This window comes from Breznakia blatticola (genome assembly GCF_004365815.1).
GTDB lineage: Bacteria > Bacillota_I > Bacilli_A > Erysipelotrichales > Erysipelotrichaceae > Breznakia > Breznakia blatticola.
On the sequence record NZ_SODD01000013.1, the window covers coordinates 1 to 18,439 of the forward strand.

Sequence of the window (18,439 nt, forward strand, 5' to 3'; positions counted from 1 at the left end):
TAAACTGTCGAAACATGTTGGAAAGCCGTATACGTTAGTAGCGTACGTACGGTTTGATAAGGGGCGATTGAAGTAATTCAGTCGCCTACTTTTTATTAGTTTCCTTTTACAATATATGGATCAATAATAGATGCTAATGCTTCGATATTACGTGTTTGAACAAGTACTTTTCCTACACCGCTAAACTCGTTGACAAGCCCTTCTCCACTTTTAAATCCAAATGTTCCAGAAGCAACTTTAATTTCATAATTTAATGATGTATTCCAAGCAACAACATGTGAGTTATCTACAACAAATGGTTGTGTTCCATCAAGTTCAAATTCTAGGATATCTCCATATGAAGAAATCAACATAGATCCTTCCCCTTTTGTAGTCATAACAAAGAATCCACCAGTACGACCAAAGACTGCCTTACCAAAGCTTTGACGTTCCATATCGTAAGAAACACCTTCATCACAAGCAAAGAATGCCGAGTCATTTAGTCTCCATTGATTTTGTCCACTTACTTGAATTTCACGAATCTCACCAGGTGCATTTGGTGCAATCCCAATTTTTGCATCATCAGCAAGTCCAGTGACCGTTGTAATAAACATACTTTCCCCACTTACAACGCTACGTCCAACGGCTTTTAATAAACCACCAATACCCGTTGAACCATTCGAATTCATCTTTCCTTCTAAATTCACTTTTCCATTATGATATGCCATCGCACCTCGCTCAATGCGAACCACTTCATTTGCTTGTAGTTGAATTTCAACTAAAGGAAAAGCTGTACTACTTGTTTTTGTATATTTCATTTTGCATGTCTCCTTATAGAAATAATCATAGCATACTCACTTAGCAATTCCTATAAAAATACCCCACAGCACATGTTGTAGGGTATTCATATTATAGAAGATTTGCTAGATCATTCACTAAGCGTGAAATATCTTCTTTTGTTAGTTTTTTTACACCGCAGGCGTTGGCATGTCCACCCCCACCATAGTCATTAGCAATTTCATTAATGGCAACATTTTTACTACGTAATGAACCATTGTAGTAACCTTCACCATAACTTTTATCTTCTGTAAATAAACAATAGATTTCAAATTCTTTTACATTTGCCATCGCAAATACTTTTTCTTTTGCTAGATTATAATCCAAGCCATATTTTTCATATGTACTTGCATCCATAATCGCATATGCAACATGTCTATCAACTGTGACACTGGAACGAATCTCATTGATGTAGAAGAAGTCATTTTCTGACATTCCCATACGTTCTTGACTAATTTTATTTACATCTAAACCACAAGACACTAAATATGCTGCTGCTTGTAAAGTTCTTGCTGTTGTAGAAGTTGTTGTAAAATTGATCGAATCAGCAAGTAGACCAATATATAAAGCTCTAGCACAAGCAGTTGATACTACTTTTTTACTGTTTTCAAACATAAGTGCAAGTATTTCACATGCTGCTGCTGCTTTCGTATCAACATATGAAACATCTCCATATGCATCAACTTCGATATGGTGATCAATTTTAATCACTTTCTTTGCCATTTTATAGCGTTGGTCATCAATACGTTCCGTATTTCCTGTATCAAGGATGATTGCACAAGACTTCGCAATAGATATATCATCTAATTGATCGCGTGTTGGAAACATATCTGCTGCACTTCCTACATCATCACCTAAAGCATAAATCTTTTTATCTGGGCAATTGGATTCTAAGAAATACTTCATCCCAAACTGGCTACCTAATGCATCTGCATCAGCACCTGTATGACGATAAATCGTGATGATTTCAAAATCTTTAACTTCGTTTAATATATCTAACATTATTTTTCAGTTAATGCGTAAGTATCACGAGCAATTACAACTTCTTCGTTTGTTGGAATTAAGTACACTTTTGTTTTTGCATCTGCAGTAGTTAATAATGTTTCTTTCGCACGAACATCATTTGCTGCATCATCACAAATTGTTCCTAATGTTGGTTCAAGTGCATTCATGATTGCTTGGCGTGTGTCTTTTGAGTTTTCTCCAACTCCAGCTGTAAAGACAATTGCATCACATCCACCCATTTGCATGTAGTATGAACCTACGGTTTCCACAATACGGTTTGTGAAGATTTTTTCCGTAATGATGGCTCTTTCATCACCTTTAGCAACTGCTGCTTCAATATCACGTGAATCACTAGAAATTCCTGAAACTCCTAACATTCCTGATTTTTTATTTAAAATTGTGTCCATTTCACCAGCACTTACACCAAGTTTTTCTTGCATGTATAAAGGAATTGCTGGGTCAATATCTCCACAACGAGTTCCCATCATAACTCCTGCAAGTGGTGTGAATCCCATAGATGTATTTACTGATTTACCACCATCAACTGCAGTGATTGAACATCCACCACCTAAGTGTAATGTAATAATTTTTGTATCTTCTGCTGGTTTTTCAAGCAATTCAATACAACGTTGACTTACATATAAGTGACTTGTTCCGTGCATTCCATATTTACGTACTTTATAGTCTGTGTACCATTCGTAAGGAAGCGCATAAATAAAGTGGTCTGGACTCATTGTTTGGTGGAATGCTGTATCAAATACAAACACGTGTTTTGCGTGATCTAAACTTTTCGCAAATGCACGGTATCCAACAAGTGCTCCAGGGTTATGTAGTGGTGCTAATTCTGATAATTGATCTACTTTTTCAACAACACTGTCATCAACTAACACAGATTTGTCAAAGTATTCCCCACCATGTACTACACGGTGTCCTGCTGCTACGATTTCTTCAAAACTTCCAATGATTTTGTGGTCAATCAAAGCCGCTAACAATAAGTTTACTGCAACCGTGTGATCCTTAACTGGTTGTACTGTACTTACTTTTTCTCCGTTTACTTTGATTGTAAAAATCGCATCATCAAATCCGATACGTTCTACAATTCCGCTTGTTAGTACCTCTTCACTTGGCATTTCATAAAGTTGAAATTTTAATGAAGAACTCCCTGCGTTTACTGCAATAATCTTACTCATAATTCTCAATCTCACTTTCTTTCAATTTCTTTTGTATTTCTTTTATATTCGCATGCTCGTCAGCCAACTTTTCGTATAAGGTTTGGCGAACCTGGAATTTCTTTAATAAATGAAGTTTCTTTTCATAATCCTCAAGAATCTTCGTAACCCGTTTGATATTATCGCTTACTGCACTACGAGAAATCCCCCGATTTTCAGCAATCTCAGCTAGTGAATAATCCTCACGATAATACTCATTCATAATCTCTCTTTGTTTATCCGTTAATAAATCTTCATAAAAATCCAAATAGGTATTTATGTCATCAAATGACTTACGCATCAATATCTCCCATAATACCGTATAAGAATGTATCGATATCAAATGGGCGAAGATCATCTACACCCTCTCCAAGTCCAACATATTTCACTGGTAGTCCAAGCATATTACGTATTGCAAGCACAATACCACCTTTCGCACTTCCATCTAACTTTGTTAGAATAACTCCGGTTACATTAGTTGCTCCCATAAACTCTTTTGCTTGGCTAATTCCATTTTGACCAGTAGTTGCATCAATAACTAACCAAACAGCTGCTGGTTGTCCTGGAATTTCTTTATCAATCACCTTATGAATTTTCTTCAATTCATTCATCAAGTTTACTTTGTTTTGAAGTCGACCTGCTGTATCTGCAATCATGATATCATTGTTGTGTTCTTTGGCAAAACGCGCTCCATCAACGATAACACTTGCTGGATCTGCTTGTGCTCTACCTTCTACACAATCCACACCAATACGGTCAGCCCAACGCTTTAACTGGTCAACAGCACCAGCACGGAAGGTATCAGCTGCTGTTACCATAACTGATTTACCATCTTCTTTAAACATATTTGCCAGTTTAGCTGTTGTTGTGGTTTTTCCACTTCCATTTACTCCAACCATCAAAATTACAGTTGGACCATCAGCATTCTCAATAAATGGTGCATCTTCAAATGAATTGTATAAAGTTTGCATTTCTTCAAACAATATATCATTCACTTCTTTCATTGTCGTTGCTTTTTCTTTATCAGAGCGTTTTTCTACTTGCTTAATCAGTTTTTCAGCAGTATCGATTCCTAAATCTGCTTCAAGTAGTACAATCATCAACTCTTCTAAGAAATCACTATCTACACCTTTAAATCCTCTTGCTAAGTTTTTAAGTTTTTGTGTAAAGGATACCTTTGTTTTACTTAACCCACTAAGATAACGATTGGCATCACTGCGATCACTTTGAACAATTTCAGGAACAACTGACTCTTGTTGTTCTTCACTTTGTGTTTGAACAACTTCTTGTTCAATTACTTCTTTATCAGCTGTAGTTGTATCTTCAACAGGTTCAACTTCATTTTCAACTGTTTCAGTGCTTTCTACATCTTGTTGTTCATTTGCGAATTTCTTTCTCAGTTTATCTAAAAATCCCATTAAGCAACAACTCCTTCTTGGTTCATACTATCTTCTTGAACATATCCCATCGCATCTTTTAAGCGAACTTTCAAGAATTTACTTACTCCATCTTTTTGCATGGTTACTCCATACAGTTGATCACATTGTGCCATCGTTCCCGGACGGTGTGTAACAATAATAAATTGTGAATCGCCACGATAATTTGAAACATATCGTGCAAATCTCTCTACATTTGCTTGGTCAAGTGCCGCTTCTACCTCATCAAAGATACATAATGGTATCGTTCTTGCACGTAGAATCGCAAATAATACAGACATGGCAAGTAATGCTTTTTCTCCCCCTGAAAGTGCACGCATGTTGTCAACTTTCTTTCCTGGAGGTTGGACTTCAATTTCAATTCCACTTTCTAAAACATTATCTGGGTCAGTTAAATACAATCTTGCTTTTCCACCACCAAACATTGCTCTAAATGTTTCATGTAATTCCGAATTGATTTTTTCAAACATTTCCATAAATTGTTTACTCATGACTTCATCCATCTCATCAATTGCTTCTAGAATTTTTGCTTTTGCAAGTTCTAGTTCTTCTTTTTGTGAGACAAGAAGTTCATAACGTTCACGTACTTCTTCATATTCAGCAGGTGCATCTAAGTTTACATTTCCAAGTTTTGCAATTTCTTGACGTAAACGTAATACATCTTCTCTTGCTTTGTTTAAGTCTTCTTGGTCTTGTTTAATTGTAACTGCATGCTCATATGTCATTTGGTAAATACTTGATAAACGTTGTAATACATTTTCTAAATGCGTTTCTGTTTTTACCATATCCATTTCTGCTTCATGGTTAACTTTTTCAAGTACAGATAAGTCACGACGAATGTCACGAATTCGCGCATCACGTTTCTCAACATTTTTACCTAATGTGTAACGACGTTCACGCTTGTTATTTAAGCTCGCTTCAATTTCATCTTTCTTCGAGTGTGCTTTTGACATTTGTACAACAATGTCATTGTCATTTGTACTATCTAATTCCACATCATCAAATTCAACATCAAGTTCTTTGAATTCATCAAGTAACTTTTCATATTTACTTTTCTTTACATCAAGAACAGGTTGCAATCTTGCTAGTGACATCTGTAATTCCACTTTTTTATCTTTTAATGCTTCTAAGTGATGCTGTAGTTCATTAAGTTTTACTTTCACATCCGCACTTTTATCACTATGTTCTTGTAGTTGGTGTTCTACAGTACTCAACTCTTTTTTGATGGTTAATGGTGAATAATCATTTTTTACCTTACCACCAGTCATCGAACCACCTTTGTGGACAACTTCTCCATCCATCGTCACAATTTTGTAGCGGAATTTTAATAAACGAGCAAGTTCATTTGCTTGAACCAACTTCTCAGTGACAAGTACATTTCCTAATAATGAAGATGCTAAGATTTCAAACTTATCATCATATGCAACCAAATCACTTGCAACACCTAAATATCCAGTTGCATGATCCGCAACAATTAAATCATCTGTGTTTACCCCACGAGGTTTTAATACGCTTGTAGGTAAGAACGTAGCACGACCACTACGATTTTTCTTCAAAAAGGAAATCGCATTACGAGCACTGTCTTCATCTTCACTCACAATATGGAATAATGCACCACCTAGAGCACTAGAAACAGCTTCTTCATAGCCTTCTTGTGGTTGCAACAATTGTGATACAACTCCATGAATTCCATAGAAACTATCTTTTTGATCAATGATCGTTTTTACCCCTTGTTGGTGGTTAAATGGAGATTTCAATAAGTTGGTCAATACATCTTTACGATTTGAAAGTCGGTTAATCATCTGTGTTAGATGACTATTTTCCTCAGCTAATTTAGAGAAATTTGATTCGACTTGATCGTAGTTCTTACTTGCAAGTTCAATATCTGTTTGTAAGGAAGAAACCCGTTGATCTCTATCTTCGTATTCGTATTTTGCTTCTTCAAGCATACTTTTCAATTCGATAGCACGTGCTTTTGCATCTTGTGAATCAAGTGCATATTTACGTTTTTCATCTAATTCTGTTTTTCTTGAATCAAGTGCTGAAATCTCGTTAACTACTTCCACAAACTCTGATTGTAGTTTATGTGTTTCTCTATCTAAACTTGAAATTTCTTCACGATCACTTTGATTTTTTTGATCTTCTACTTGAATCGTTGTTTCTGCAATCGCTTTTTGACTTTCATAATCAAAAGCTTTATTTTTTAAATCCTCAATTTTCTTTGTATATTGTTGTACCTCATCCACAATAACACTAACCTCGATAGTTTCGAGTTCTTGTTTCATTTGTAAATAACGTTCTGCTTTTTTTGCTTGGCGTTTTAATGGATTTACACGCGTTTCTAGTTCACCAACAATATCTTCTACACGTAATAAGTTTTCTTGCGTACGATTTAGTTTATTTAAACTCTCGTGTTTACGTTTCTTGTATTTAGCAACTCCTGCTGCTTCTTCAAATAACGGTCTTCTTTCTTCTGGTTTTACATCCACAATTTCATGAATGTTACCTTGTGAAATTACCGATAACGAATCGCGCCCAAGCCCACTATCCATAACCATGTTTGTTACATCTTTTAAACGACATGGTGTGTTGTTAATCATATATTCAGCTTCACCACTATTTCTAAATAAACGACGTGTGATGCTTACTTCATCAAATTCAATATCAAAATGCTTTTTGCTGTTGTCAAATACCAAGGTTACTTCCGCCATATTTACAGCTTTTCTACCTTCAGAACCACTAAAAATGACATCGCTCATGCTCTGCCCTCTTAATGATTTGGCACTTTGTTCCCCAAGTACCCAACGTATGGCATCATTTACATTACTCTTACCACAACCGTTAGGACCTACGATTCCGGTTACTTCATCTTCAAAGTCTATGATGGTTTTATCTGCAAATGACTTAAAGCCTTGTAACTCAATTCTTTTAAGAAACATAGAAATCCTCCCACTTCACTGTTTATTATTATAGCATAACCCATAGTATATCCGGATATAAAAAACGGCTTTTTTTCGTGATTTCTATTGGTTATTTTATGATTTATTGCATCTTCTTTATTTTGTGAATTTCTTCACTTGATTTTCCGCTCATTTGCATACAATTTTCACATTTACTTTGAATATCAAAGAAAAATCATTGACCTTTTAAATAAAACACCTTACAATAAAAAACTATACGAAGGAGGTTATCCACTATGGCAAAAAACGGATTAAAAGATATGCTAAAACTTAGTTTTGGTGAAGAAGTATTCAATGCAACTTCACACGGTATCATGGCATTTTTGATGCTTTGTTTTATCCCATTTGGGGCAATTCATTCTTATCAACTAGGTGGTTTAACACGCGCAGTTGGTGTTAGTGTATTTATGATATGTTTGTTTTTGATGTTTCTATCTTCGACCTTGTATCATACGATGGCATTTGATAGTCCACATAAAGTGGTATTTCGTGTATTAGATCATATTTGCATATATCTAGCAATCGCTGGAAGTTATACACCAGTAGCCTTATGTGTTATTCAAGGTTGGCAAGGAATTCTAATTCTCATCATTCAATGGACGATGGTCCTTATTGGAATCTTATATAAAAGTCTTTCCCCTAAAAGCTTACCTCGTTTATCTTTAGCTATTTATTTAGTGATGGGTTGGAGTGTGATTTTATTTCTTCCTGTTCTTTTGGAAGCAGCAAATACAACATTCCTATTATGGATTGTGATTGGCGGCGTTTTGTACTCTGTTGGTGCATACTTCTATTCAAGAAAATATGCATATGCACATGCGATATGGCATGTATTTATTGGACTTGCATCGATTGCACATATCATCGCTATCGTCTTTTATATGTAAAACTAAAAAAATAACGCACAGGTCATATCATTACTGACTTGTGCGTTTTTCTATCTTATAGATTTTTTAAGAAAACTTTGTATGCTTTATATGCTTCATATACATCAACTTTAGAAACAACTTCCCAAGGTGCATGCATATTTAATACAGGGACTCCACAGTCAATTACTTCCATGTTGTAGTTTCCAAGAATGTAGGCGATTGTTCCCCCACCACCTTGGTCAACTTTTCCAAGTTCAGCTGTTTGGAAGTTTATATCATTTGCATCCATTGCTTGACGTAATTCTGCCATATATTCTGCACTTGCATCATTACATCCACTTTTTCCGCGTGCTCCTGTGTATTTGTTGAATACCACACCGTTTCCAAGGTATGCAGCGTTTTTTGGTTCATTTACAGAAGCAAATAATGGATCAAAACCGGCACTTACATCACTAGATAACATTTTTGAGTTTGTGAATGCACGACGTGTACCTAAGTTTGTGTCAATTCCTTGAAGTGCACACATTTCTGCAACGATGTTTTCAAAGAATTTTGATTGTGCTCCTGTTGCTCCAATACTACCTACTTCCTCTTTATCAACAAGTGTACAACAAGCAGTATACGTGTTAACTTCACTATCTAAAATCGCTTTTAAAGAAGTATATGCACATACACGGTCATCATGTCCATATCCCATCACCATAGAACGATCAAGACCATAGTCTCTTGCTTTACCTGCAGGAACTACTTCAAGTTCAGCTGAGATGAAGTCTTCTTCTTCCATTGCATATTTTTCGTTAAGTAATGCTAAAATGTTTTTCTTTACAGCATCTTTTTCTTCCCCTTTTACAGGAATACTTCCCACTGTAACATCTAAGTTTTCACCTTCAATTACAACGCTTGCTTGTTTTTGCAATTGCTCACCAGCCAGGTGAACAAGTAAATCACCAATACCAACAATTGGATCGTTATCATCATCACCAATACTTACATCAATGCGTGTTCCATCTTTTTTCATTACAACACCATGGATTGCTAATGGTAAAGTTACCCATTGGTATTTTTTTACTCCACCATAGTAGTGTGTATCAAGTAAAGCAAAGTCATTTGCTTCATACAATGGATTTTGTTTTAAGTCTAAACGTGGTGAATCAATATGTGCTCCTAATATACGCATTCCTGCATCTAGTGGCTTTTCACCCATAACAAATAAATAAATATTTTTATCTTTATTTGTTGCAAAAACTTTATCACCAGCTTTTAATGGTGTTTGCTTTGCAATTAAAGTCTCTAAATCTTGGTATCCTGCAGCTTTTGCCATTGCAACAGCATCTGCTACACAAAGACGTTCTGTCTTATTGTTTGAGATGAATGTTTTATATCCATCATTGAAATCGAAAATCTCTTTGAAATTTCCATCATATTTTTCCCATGCATTTTTCTTGTACATAAATATCTCCTATATCTCTTTTGTATATTCTTTTAGCCATGCAACTTCTTCATCATTTAGATATGGATGAATTTTTGCATAAACTTCTTTATGGTATTCATTTAACCAAATTCGTGTTGCTTCATCAAGTGTTTCAAAATCAATAGCATCTAAATCAATTGGTACAAATGTAATAGTTTCAAATGCTAAAAATTGTCCATATTCATTTACAACATCTTTTTTTACAATCAACTCATTTTCAATACGAATTCCATGACTTCCTTCTTCATATACACCAGGTTCATCAGTAACAACCATGCCTTCCATCAATGGTGTATCTTCCTTACGATTCATCGCTTTACGCCAACGGATTCCGTGTGGACCTTCATGAACACCTAATAAAAACCCTACTCCATGTCCAGTTCCAGAACGATAATCAATATTGCTGTTCCACAAGTATTGACGTGCAAGAATATCTAAGTTGATTCCTGTACATCCACTTAAGAATTTTTGACGAGAAAGTTGTGCCATTCCCATCAGTGTTTGTGTAAAGTGTGTTTTCCAAACAGGATGTACTTCACCTAATGCAAATGTACGTGTAATATCTGTTGTCCCATTCATATATTGACCACCAGAATCAACGAGCAATAATCCTTCAGGCTGCAAAGTAGCACATGTCTCTTTTTGTGCGTGATAGTGCATCATCGCAGCATTTGCATTATATGCTGAAATGGTATCAAAACTAACTTCGATAAACTGTTCTTGTTGCTCTCTGAAAGTTAGTAACTTATCTGCAACAGAAACCTCATCCATCTCGATTTTTCCAATATTTGTTTTTAACCAATACATGAATTTCGTCATTGCAACACCATCTTTAATGTGTGCAATTCGTAAATTTTCTATTTCTGTTTCATTTTTTAATGCTTTCATCAAAATAGATGGATTTGCCATTTCAACTGTTGTCGTACTTTTCTTAATCGCATTATACAATGTATAATTCATAATTTCTGGATCCATCATAACTGTTTGTTTTACATATGTTACATCTTTGTAAATTGCATCATATGGATGTACAGTAATATTGTTTTTAATAAAGTATGCTTTCAATTCATCACTCAGTTTAGCTTCATCAACATAATAACGACATTCTGCTTGTTCAATCATTAAGTAACTTAAAACAACTGGTGTTGCTGGAATATCAGCTCCACGGATATTTAAAATCCATGCAATATCATCTAATGAATTGACAACATGTACATTTGCTTCATGTTGTTTCATCACCTTCCGAATTCTTTCTAACTTACTTTGTGTACTTTCACCACTATAGCTTTCATTCAAGATAAATGCTTTTGCTGTTGGTAGTGCAGGACGATCTTGCCAAATTTGACCAACTAAATCATATCCACTAACTAAACTACCACTCTTGTTGTTAACAATGCGTTCCATCATTAACCCTTCAAAAGCAGCAGCGGTTTTTCCATCAAAACCGATAACTCCCTTTTCAGGTGTGTTCATACTTAAAAATTGTAAGGGTGTTTCCACGCCATCACTTCCTAAGCGTTTGAAGATTATTTCACTTCCTTTAATTTCTTGTTCAGCTTGCACGTAGTAACGTCCATCTGCCCATAAATAACTCTTTTCTTTACCGACGATCATTGTTCCCATAGACCCACTAAAACCACTCATGTAGTAACGTTCTTGAAAATGTGCACCTACATATTCACTGTTGTGGTAATCATTGGTAGGAATGTAATAATAATCGATATTATGTTCCTTCATTTTTTCACGCAATGCGCGAATTCTTTCATTAATCATTAAATTCACCGCCTCTAACTCTACTATTGTACTCCTATTTTACCTTTATTTGTAGCCCTATGACTCAATTCAGTAAAAAAAGGAATGTGGTTACGCACTTCGAATATTATCAGGAAGATATAACAGAAAATCTATAAATAGCTTTTTGACACGTTTTTCCAAAATATTCTTTTATATTATACATTACCCTCTAATACAAATTGTAACTTGTTAAATAATTAACTTTTTATTTTTCTTCTTTAATTTGATAATTAGAATTGAAATAATATGTGTAATTAATAGCACCATAAAAATATTCAAATAAGGGTAATTGCCTATATCTTTGATTAATAAAGACATAATAAAAATTACCATTGGATGTAGTAAATAATAATACTTTGATAAATTACCAAATTGAAATTTTAATTTGATCTTATTTGTAATATAAATAACTGAAATAAATAAATAATAAGTTAAGGGTACACACGATAGTAAAATATTACTATTAAGCCTATTTGTGTCATGTAATAATATAGCTTCGAAAACTAATAAGAAAAATGAAATAATTAATTTAGTAAAACAATACTTTGAATATGCTTTTTCTTTTGTTCCTACAAAATAACCTAACACTACATAGAAAAGTCCGAAAAACAAAAAGTTTCTAGTAGTAAAGAAGATATTATAATAATAAGACAATACGTCTTTTATTGATACTGGTAAAACACCATAATAAGTTTCTGTAGCTCCAAACAATAGTAATATAAAAGAAATTGCTAACAAATATTTTATATTGAATTTTTTCGTCCATTTCTTTAATACCAATAATGAAAATATGATTGCAGGGAAATACCACAAATGATAATAAATCCCTGTATAACATAAAGCAATTAGTATTACAACTGGCAATAACAACATCGATAAAATAATTAACAAGGGTAAAGCAATGTTAATCTTTGATAAATATTCACTCATAATTGGTAAATTTTGAAGAATTGTACCTATTAATATTGGTAAATATAATAAACTCCAAACCAAATATAAAGGTATTGTTCTCTTTACATAATCAGTAATATAATTTTCATTGTTATTTTGTTTCTTCGCAACAAAATAACCAGTTACTATGAAAAAAATAGGAACGCATATTCTTGTAATAATATTATTAAACGTCAAATCTAATTGATCAGAAAAATTAAGGAATGGTCGTAAATGTAGTATCATTATTAGAATTGCAGATATATATTTTAATATATCTAAATTTTGATAATAAACTTTATTTTCCTTATAATTTCTATCAATATTTTTCTGAATAAATATTGTAACAAAACTGAAACATATTATCATTGAAATAATTAGAAAAGGATTTCCTAAACCATTTTCAATTTGGAATACATTTATAAATCTTAAAAATAATACTAACATAGTTATTATTAATGTAATTACGATTTCATTTTTAAATTTCATATCAAATCACTTCTTAACCTTTAAATTACTATTTGCATCACTAATTATAACATTTTCTAACGAAATAAAAATAGCCCTATGCTAGTGACTATTCACTATATTAGATAACTACATTACTGCTCTCCGATAAAAATATCGGAATTTATCATATTCCATAAACACTCTAGTTATACCTAATCTAACACAACTCATCTGTTTTTCATGGCTTGGAACGATTTAGAAACCGCAAGTTATATGTCATTACCAAAGATAGTACATTTCGTATATATTTCACGAAAATTAAAAAGACCAACACACAAGTCGGTCCTCTTAGGTAGTTTGATGTAGAAATTACCCCAATATATTGTAATTCAATTTTTCTTGTTACCCCAAGTTACCTTGGTGTAATCACACTCCTAGAACATTCGTAAGATATCGTTGTATGTTGCAAACAACATCAATCCAACTAAAACTGCAAATCCTCCAAGGATTAAACCGTTCATTACCTTCTCATTTAACTTACGACCAAATAGTCGTTCTGCAAGAACTATAATTACACGTCCTCCATCAAGCGCAGGAATTGGTAGTGCATTCATAATTCCGATATTCACTGAGAATAAAGCAAGTAAACGTAAGAATACTAGGATTCCTGATTGTGCCGCTTGTGCACTAATTTTAAAGATACCTACAGGTCCGCTTAATTGCGTAAGGTTTTTTCCATGCAATAAGTTTGCAAGCCCATCAAATACAGCTGTACTTGCTTCTTTTAGATCTTGTGTACCATAACCAATTGCATCCATTGGTGAATTTTTAATTACCTTTCCTGGCGCAAAAGCAACACCAATGCGTTTGGAATCACTTTCTGTATCAAGAATTGGTGTAGCTGACAATTGCAATGTTTTTCCATCGCGTTCTACTGTAAACGTTAATTCACCTTCAAATGTATTTACAACACTCACCATTTCACTGGCAGTAGTAATGTCATAAACATTATTTTCTGTATCTTCAATTCTTGTGACTTTATCACCAACTTCAAAGCCAGCTTCGCTAGCAATACTATCGCTGACAACTTCGTTGATAATGGCAGGTTGTGCTTCTACACGTTGTCCGACTGCCATATTAATACCAACAAATACGACCCAAGCTAAAATTACATTCATAATAATTCCAGCTAGCATAACAATTACTTGTTGGTAGGTTTTTATCCCATTAATCGTTCTTTCAAATGGAACGTTTTCATCCGCTTTTGTATCGTCAGCTTCTCCAGCCATTGACACAAATCCACCAATTGGTAGAGCACGAATGGAATATTGTGTTTCCCCTACTTGTTTTTTAAACAGAACAGGTCCCATCCCAATCGAGAATTCCCCACAGTATACACCAAACGCTTTGGCTGTAAGAAAATGTCCTAATTCGTGAACAAAAACAATCACACTTAATAAAATTACAAAACTTAAAATGGCAATAATCGTATCCATTTAATTCCCTCCAAGTTCACTTACAAAAGCACGTGTTTGTAAATCAGTCGCTAGTAAATCCTCATATGTAGGATTTTCAATAAACTGTATTTGTTCATAGGCTTTTGTAATACATTCTTCAATTTGTAAGAATGAGATTTTTTCTTCTAAAAATAACTGTACTGCAACTTCATCTGCAGCATTTAGGATTGCACCACTATTTCCACCACGTCGTCCTGCTTTATAGGCTAGTTCGAGTAATGGGAAGCGATGGAAATCCATCGCTTGAAAGTGTAACATTCCTACTTTCACTAAATCAAGCGGTTCGCTTTGTTTTAAAGATAAACGATCTGGATAACTAAGTGCATATTGAATTGGAATTCGCATATCCGCTGTTCCTAGTTGTGCAATCACGGAGTGATCTACATACTCAACAAGTGAGTGCACAATACTTTCCTTATTGATAATGACATCAATATGATCAAAATCAACATCGAACAGGTAATATGCTTCAATCACTTCAAACCCCTTATTCATCATTGTTGCACTATCAATTGTAATGCGTTTTCCCATCGACCAATTTGGATGATTTAAAGCATCTTTGACAGTTACATTAACAAGTTCCTCTCGTGTTTTATCACGAAAACTCCCACCACTTGCACTTACAATCAAGCGCTTAATTTCGCTATGTTTATTTCCTTGTAAACATTGAAAAATTGCAGAGTGTTCACTATCAATTGGCAACATTGTTCCATTGTATTTTTTTAGTGCTGCTTTAACTAGTGGCCCACCAGTTACTAGACTTTCTTTATTGGCTAGTGCTAAAACCATGCCTTTTTCAATCGTCTTTAAACTTGGTTTTAAACCAGCAAATCCAACAAGGGCATTTACGACCACATCTGCTTGTATATCAAGTAAAGATAGTAGTCCTTCATCTTCACAAGTAAATGATAGTTCCGGATAAATTTCTTGCATTACCTTTGCATCTTCTTGTTGAAGAACACTATAGTTTCGACATTTTGGATACAGTTGAATAATCTTTTCCAGTGCATCCATATTGCGTCCAATAGACATCGCGACAATTTCATATTCTTCAGGATGTCCAAGTACTACATCAATGGTTTGCATACCAATTGATCCACTTGCCCCAAGTAAGATGATTTTTTTCATAAAACAATCACCATTACTACTGCAAATGCCACTAATGTAAAGATTAATGAATCAATACGGTCCAAAAATCCACCATGTCCTGGAAAGATATTTGAAAAATCTTTTATATTGTAGTCACGTTTAATATTCGAAAATGATAAATCACCAAGTTGACTAACTATTGGCAACCATAAAGATCCAATAATTAATAAAATCAGTGGCATATCCTTAATCACAAAAACCGCAAACAAGGCAGATAGTAATGCTCCTGTTGCCCAACCACCAACAGCACCTTCCACCGTTTTCTTTGGTGAAATCTCTGGTAACAGTTTGGTTTTTCCAAAGATACTTCCAATAAAGTAAGCACCTGTATCACAACCATAGGTCGCTAGTAAAATATACCAAATGTATAAGTGACTTGCACTATAAATATAGAAGAATACTTTTCCTAGAATAAATGTAATTGTCGAAATGGCAATCAAGAAAAAGACATCTTCTGTAAGAACACGTTTACGAAATAACGGTGTTGATAGTAATGCAAAAATTAGCACAGCAAAAACAAAGAATGAGTATTTTTCTGGAATGATAACCAAACATCCATTCAATAAAAATAGAATAGTTAGTAGTGCTGTACTTAAGGATTTACGGTTTGGTAGTAATGATACAAGTTCAAAACTTGATACCAAAACAATCAATCCAACTAATATCTTAAGTAATATTCCACCATATAGTAACGGCGGGATGACACAAGCGATAATCACTAGTGCGGTAATGATACGTTTTACCATTCTTACACACCTCCAAAACGACGATTGCGTTGATTGAATTCTTCAATGATATTTGCAAAACGTGCCTCATCTAATTCAGGCCAAGCGTAATCAACAAAAACAAATTCTGCATACGCAAGTTGCCACATCAAGAAGTTAGATAAACGTTTTTCTCCACTTGTGCGCACAAGTAAATCAATTTCAGGAAGTCCATTTGTCATCATGTAAGAGCCAAATGTATCTTCATCAATTTCTAATGGTTGTTTTCCATCAATAACATCTTTTGCATACGCTTGTGCAGCAAGTGTGATTTCACGACGTGAACCATAATTAATCGCAATGACCAACTTCAGTCCCGTATTATCTTTTGTTTGCTTTTCAGCTTCTAAGATTACTTTTACTGTATCACTAGGAAATCGTTCCAGTTCTCCAATATGCATAACCTTAATATTCTTTTCATTTAACTCTCTAATATATTTATTAAAAAACATTTTCGGTAGTTTACATAAATATTCTACTTCTTTTGGTGGACGTTTCCAGTTTTCTGTACTAAACGCATATAATGTAAGTACCTCAATACCTAAACGATTTGCTTCTAAAGCTATGGTACGAATCGTTTCAGCACCAGCTTTATGTCCTTTTGTTCGTTCAAAACCTTTTGCTTTTGCCCATCGACCATTTCCATCCATGATCATTGCTACGTGTTTTACCATAGTTAGCCTCCATAAAGTAAAACCCACTTACGTGGGTTAATTAAATTGACATAATTTCATCGACTTTTGTTTTGACAGTTTCATCAATTTTTTTCACGTATTCATCCGTAAGTTTTTGAATACGATCTTGTGCATCCTTTTTCATATCTTCTGTAAGTTCAGAAGCTTTTTTTGCAGCATCGTTCGCATCACGACGAATGTTACGGATTACAATTTTGCTTTCTTCTCCAACTTTTGCAGCATCTTTTCCTAAAGCTTTACGAGTATCTTCAGTTAATGGTGGAATGTTAATACGTAATACATCTCCATCATTTTGTACTGGATATCCAAGATCACATGCATTAATTGCTTGAAGCATATCTTTAACTAAACTTTTGTCATATGGTTTAATTAATAATTGACGACCTTCAACTACTTGAATACTTGCCATTTGGTTTACTGGTGTTGGTGATCCATAGTAATCTACTTCTACACGATCCAACATCGCAGGGTTTGCTCTACCTGTACGAATTTCTACTAAATTGTTGTGAAGTGCATCCATTGCACGTTCCATTTTTTCTTTTGCATTATCTAAAATTGCTTGCATTTTATTTATCTCCTTTACTAATTACAGTTCCAATTGTATTTCCTTTAATTGCTTTTAATATATTTCCTCTTTCGTTCATATTAAATACGATTAAGTCAATATCGTTATCCATACACATACTTGTTGCAGTTGTATCCATAACTTGCAATCCTTGATTTAATAAATCCATGTATGATAAGTGATCATATTTTTTAGCATCTGGATTCTTTTTTGGGTCACTATCGTATACACCATCTACTCCATTTTTTGCCATCAAGATTACATCTGCTTTAATTTCACTTGCACGTAAAGCTGCAGTTGTATCTGTTGAGAAATATGGTGAACCTGTTCCAGCTCCAAAGATGACAATACGTCCTTTTTCTAAGTGACGAATGGCTCTTCTTACAATAAATGGTTCTGCAATTTTTTGCATCTCAATTGCAGTTTGAACACGTGTTGGTACTCCAATTTGTTCCAAAGCATTTTGCACAGCAAGTGCATTTATAACAGTCCCTAGCATTCCCATGTAGTCACCTTGTACACGATCAATACCTAATTGTTCAACAAGTTTACCACGAATGAAGTTACCTCCACCTACAACGATTGCTAAATCAACACCTTGTTCGTGAACTTCCTTCAATTCTTCAGCAAGTTGTGCAAGGATGTTTGGGTCAAAAGCATTTCCATTACCAGATAATGCTTCTCCGCTTAGTTTTAATAGAACTCGATTATACATCTATAATACCTTCCTTTATATACAGTCTCCGTAGACTCTCATTCATTATACATGATTTACTAAACCACTTCCACAGGAAAAAACAAATAACTACC

Annotated in this window: 16 protein-coding genes; 1 reads left to right on the forward strand and 15 read right to left on the reverse strand. The window is 34.2% G+C overall.

The window, feature by feature from the left end; all coding sequences use genetic code 11:
* Positions 1 to 95: 95 nt before the first annotated feature.
* The 6 genes from EDD63_RS05135 to EDD63_RS05160 form a co-directional block, all read right to left on the reverse strand.
* A complete protein-coding gene (locus EDD63_RS05135; protein WP_134169160.1) occupies positions 96 to 797 on the reverse strand; it encodes a TIGR00266 family protein in 702 nt (233 codons plus the stop codon).
* Positions 798 to 888: 91 nt separating this feature from the next.
* A complete protein-coding gene (locus EDD63_RS05140; protein ID WP_134169162.1) occupies positions 889 to 1,818 on the reverse strand; it encodes a DHH family phosphoesterase in 930 nt (309 codons plus the stop codon).
* A complete protein-coding gene (locus EDD63_RS05145; RefSeq protein ID WP_134169164.1) occupies positions 1,818 to 3,011 on the reverse strand; it encodes an acetate/propionate family kinase in 1,194 nt (397 codons plus the stop codon). Before EDD63_RS05145 ends, EDD63_RS05140 begins: the two co-directional genes overlap by 1 nt.
* Positions 3,004 to 3,330: a YlxM family DNA-binding protein gene (gene ylxM, locus EDD63_RS05150; protein ID WP_134169166.1), complete on the reverse strand. Its 327-nt coding sequence runs from the start codon at positions 3,328 to 3,330 to the stop codon at positions 3,004 to 3,006. Before ylxM ends, EDD63_RS05145 begins: the two co-directional genes overlap by 8 nt.
* Positions 3,323 to 4,447, reverse strand: a complete 1,125-nt coding sequence (gene ftsY, locus EDD63_RS05155) for a signal recognition particle-docking protein FtsY (RefSeq protein WP_134169168.1) — start codon at positions 4,445 to 4,447, stop codon at positions 3,323 to 3,325. Before ftsY ends, ylxM begins: the two co-directional genes overlap by 8 nt.
* On the reverse strand, positions 4,447 to 7,404 hold the full coding sequence (locus tag EDD63_RS05160) for a chromosome segregation protein SMC (RefSeq protein ID WP_134169170.1): 2,958 nt from the start codon (positions 7,402 to 7,404) through the stop codon (positions 4,447 to 4,449). The genes ftsY and EDD63_RS05160 overlap by 1 nt, the downstream gene beginning before the upstream one ends.
* A gap of 257 nt (positions 7,405 to 7,661) precedes the next feature.
* Between EDD63_RS05160 and trhA the strand changes: the two genes are divergently transcribed.
* Positions 7,662 to 8,312 carry a PAQR family membrane homeostasis protein TrhA gene (gene trhA, locus EDD63_RS05165; RefSeq protein WP_134169172.1) on the forward strand — a complete coding sequence of 217 codons (651 nt, stop codon included), beginning with the start codon at positions 7,662 to 7,664 and terminating at the stop codon, positions 8,310 to 8,312.
* A 55-nt stretch (positions 8,313 to 8,367) separates the two neighbouring features.
* Here the strand turns inward: trhA and EDD63_RS05170 are convergent, their stop codons facing one another.
* From EDD63_RS05170 to pyrH, 9 genes are all read right to left on the reverse strand, one after another.
* A complete protein-coding gene (locus EDD63_RS05170; protein ID WP_134169174.1) occupies positions 8,368 to 9,744 on the reverse strand; it encodes an aminopeptidase in 1,377 nt (458 codons plus the stop codon).
* Between the two features lie 9 nt (positions 9,745 to 9,753).
* Positions 9,754 to 11,538, reverse strand: coding sequence for an aminopeptidase P family protein (locus EDD63_RS05175; protein WP_134169176.1), 1,785 nt, complete (start codon positions 11,536 to 11,538; stop codon positions 9,754 to 9,756).
* A gap of 210 nt (positions 11,539 to 11,748) precedes the next feature.
* Positions 11,749 to 12,978 (reverse strand): acyltransferase family protein, encoded by a 1,230-nt coding sequence (locus EDD63_RS05180; RefSeq protein ID WP_134169178.1) that lies wholly within the window; start codon positions 12,976 to 12,978, stop codon positions 11,749 to 11,751.
* A gap of 395 nt (positions 12,979 to 13,373) precedes the next feature.
* Positions 13,374 to 14,435, reverse strand: a complete 1,062-nt coding sequence (gene rseP, locus EDD63_RS05185) for an RIP metalloprotease RseP (protein WP_134169180.1) — start codon at positions 14,433 to 14,435, stop codon at positions 13,374 to 13,376.
* Positions 14,436 to 15,584 carry a 1-deoxy-D-xylulose-5-phosphate reductoisomerase gene (gene dxr / locus EDD63_RS05190; protein WP_134169182.1) on the reverse strand — a complete coding sequence of 383 codons (1,149 nt, stop codon included), beginning with the start codon at positions 15,582 to 15,584 and terminating at the stop codon, positions 14,436 to 14,438.
* Entirely contained in the window at positions 15,581 to 16,351 is a 771-nt protein-coding gene (locus tag EDD63_RS05195) for a phosphatidate cytidylyltransferase (protein WP_134169184.1), read from the reverse strand. Before EDD63_RS05195 ends, dxr begins: the two co-directional genes overlap by 4 nt.
* 2 nt (positions 16,352 to 16,353) lie before the next feature.
* Complete coding sequence (locus tag EDD63_RS05200; protein WP_134169186.1) at positions 16,354 to 17,043, reverse strand: isoprenyl transferase; 690 nt, start codon at positions 17,041 to 17,043, stop codon at positions 16,354 to 16,356.
* Between the two features lie 40 nt (positions 17,044 to 17,083).
* Positions 17,084 to 17,629: a ribosome recycling factor gene (gene frr, locus EDD63_RS05205; RefSeq protein ID WP_134169188.1), complete on the reverse strand. Its 546-nt coding sequence runs from the start codon at positions 17,627 to 17,629 to the stop codon at positions 17,084 to 17,086.
* A gap of 1 nt (position 17,630) precedes the next feature.
* The gene (gene pyrH, locus EDD63_RS05210; protein ID WP_134169190.1) at positions 17,631 to 18,344 is read right to left on the reverse strand and encodes a UMP kinase; all 714 of its coding nucleotides are present in this window, start codon (positions 18,342 to 18,344) and stop codon (positions 17,631 to 17,633) included.
* Positions 18,345 to 18,439: the final 95 nt, after the last annotated feature.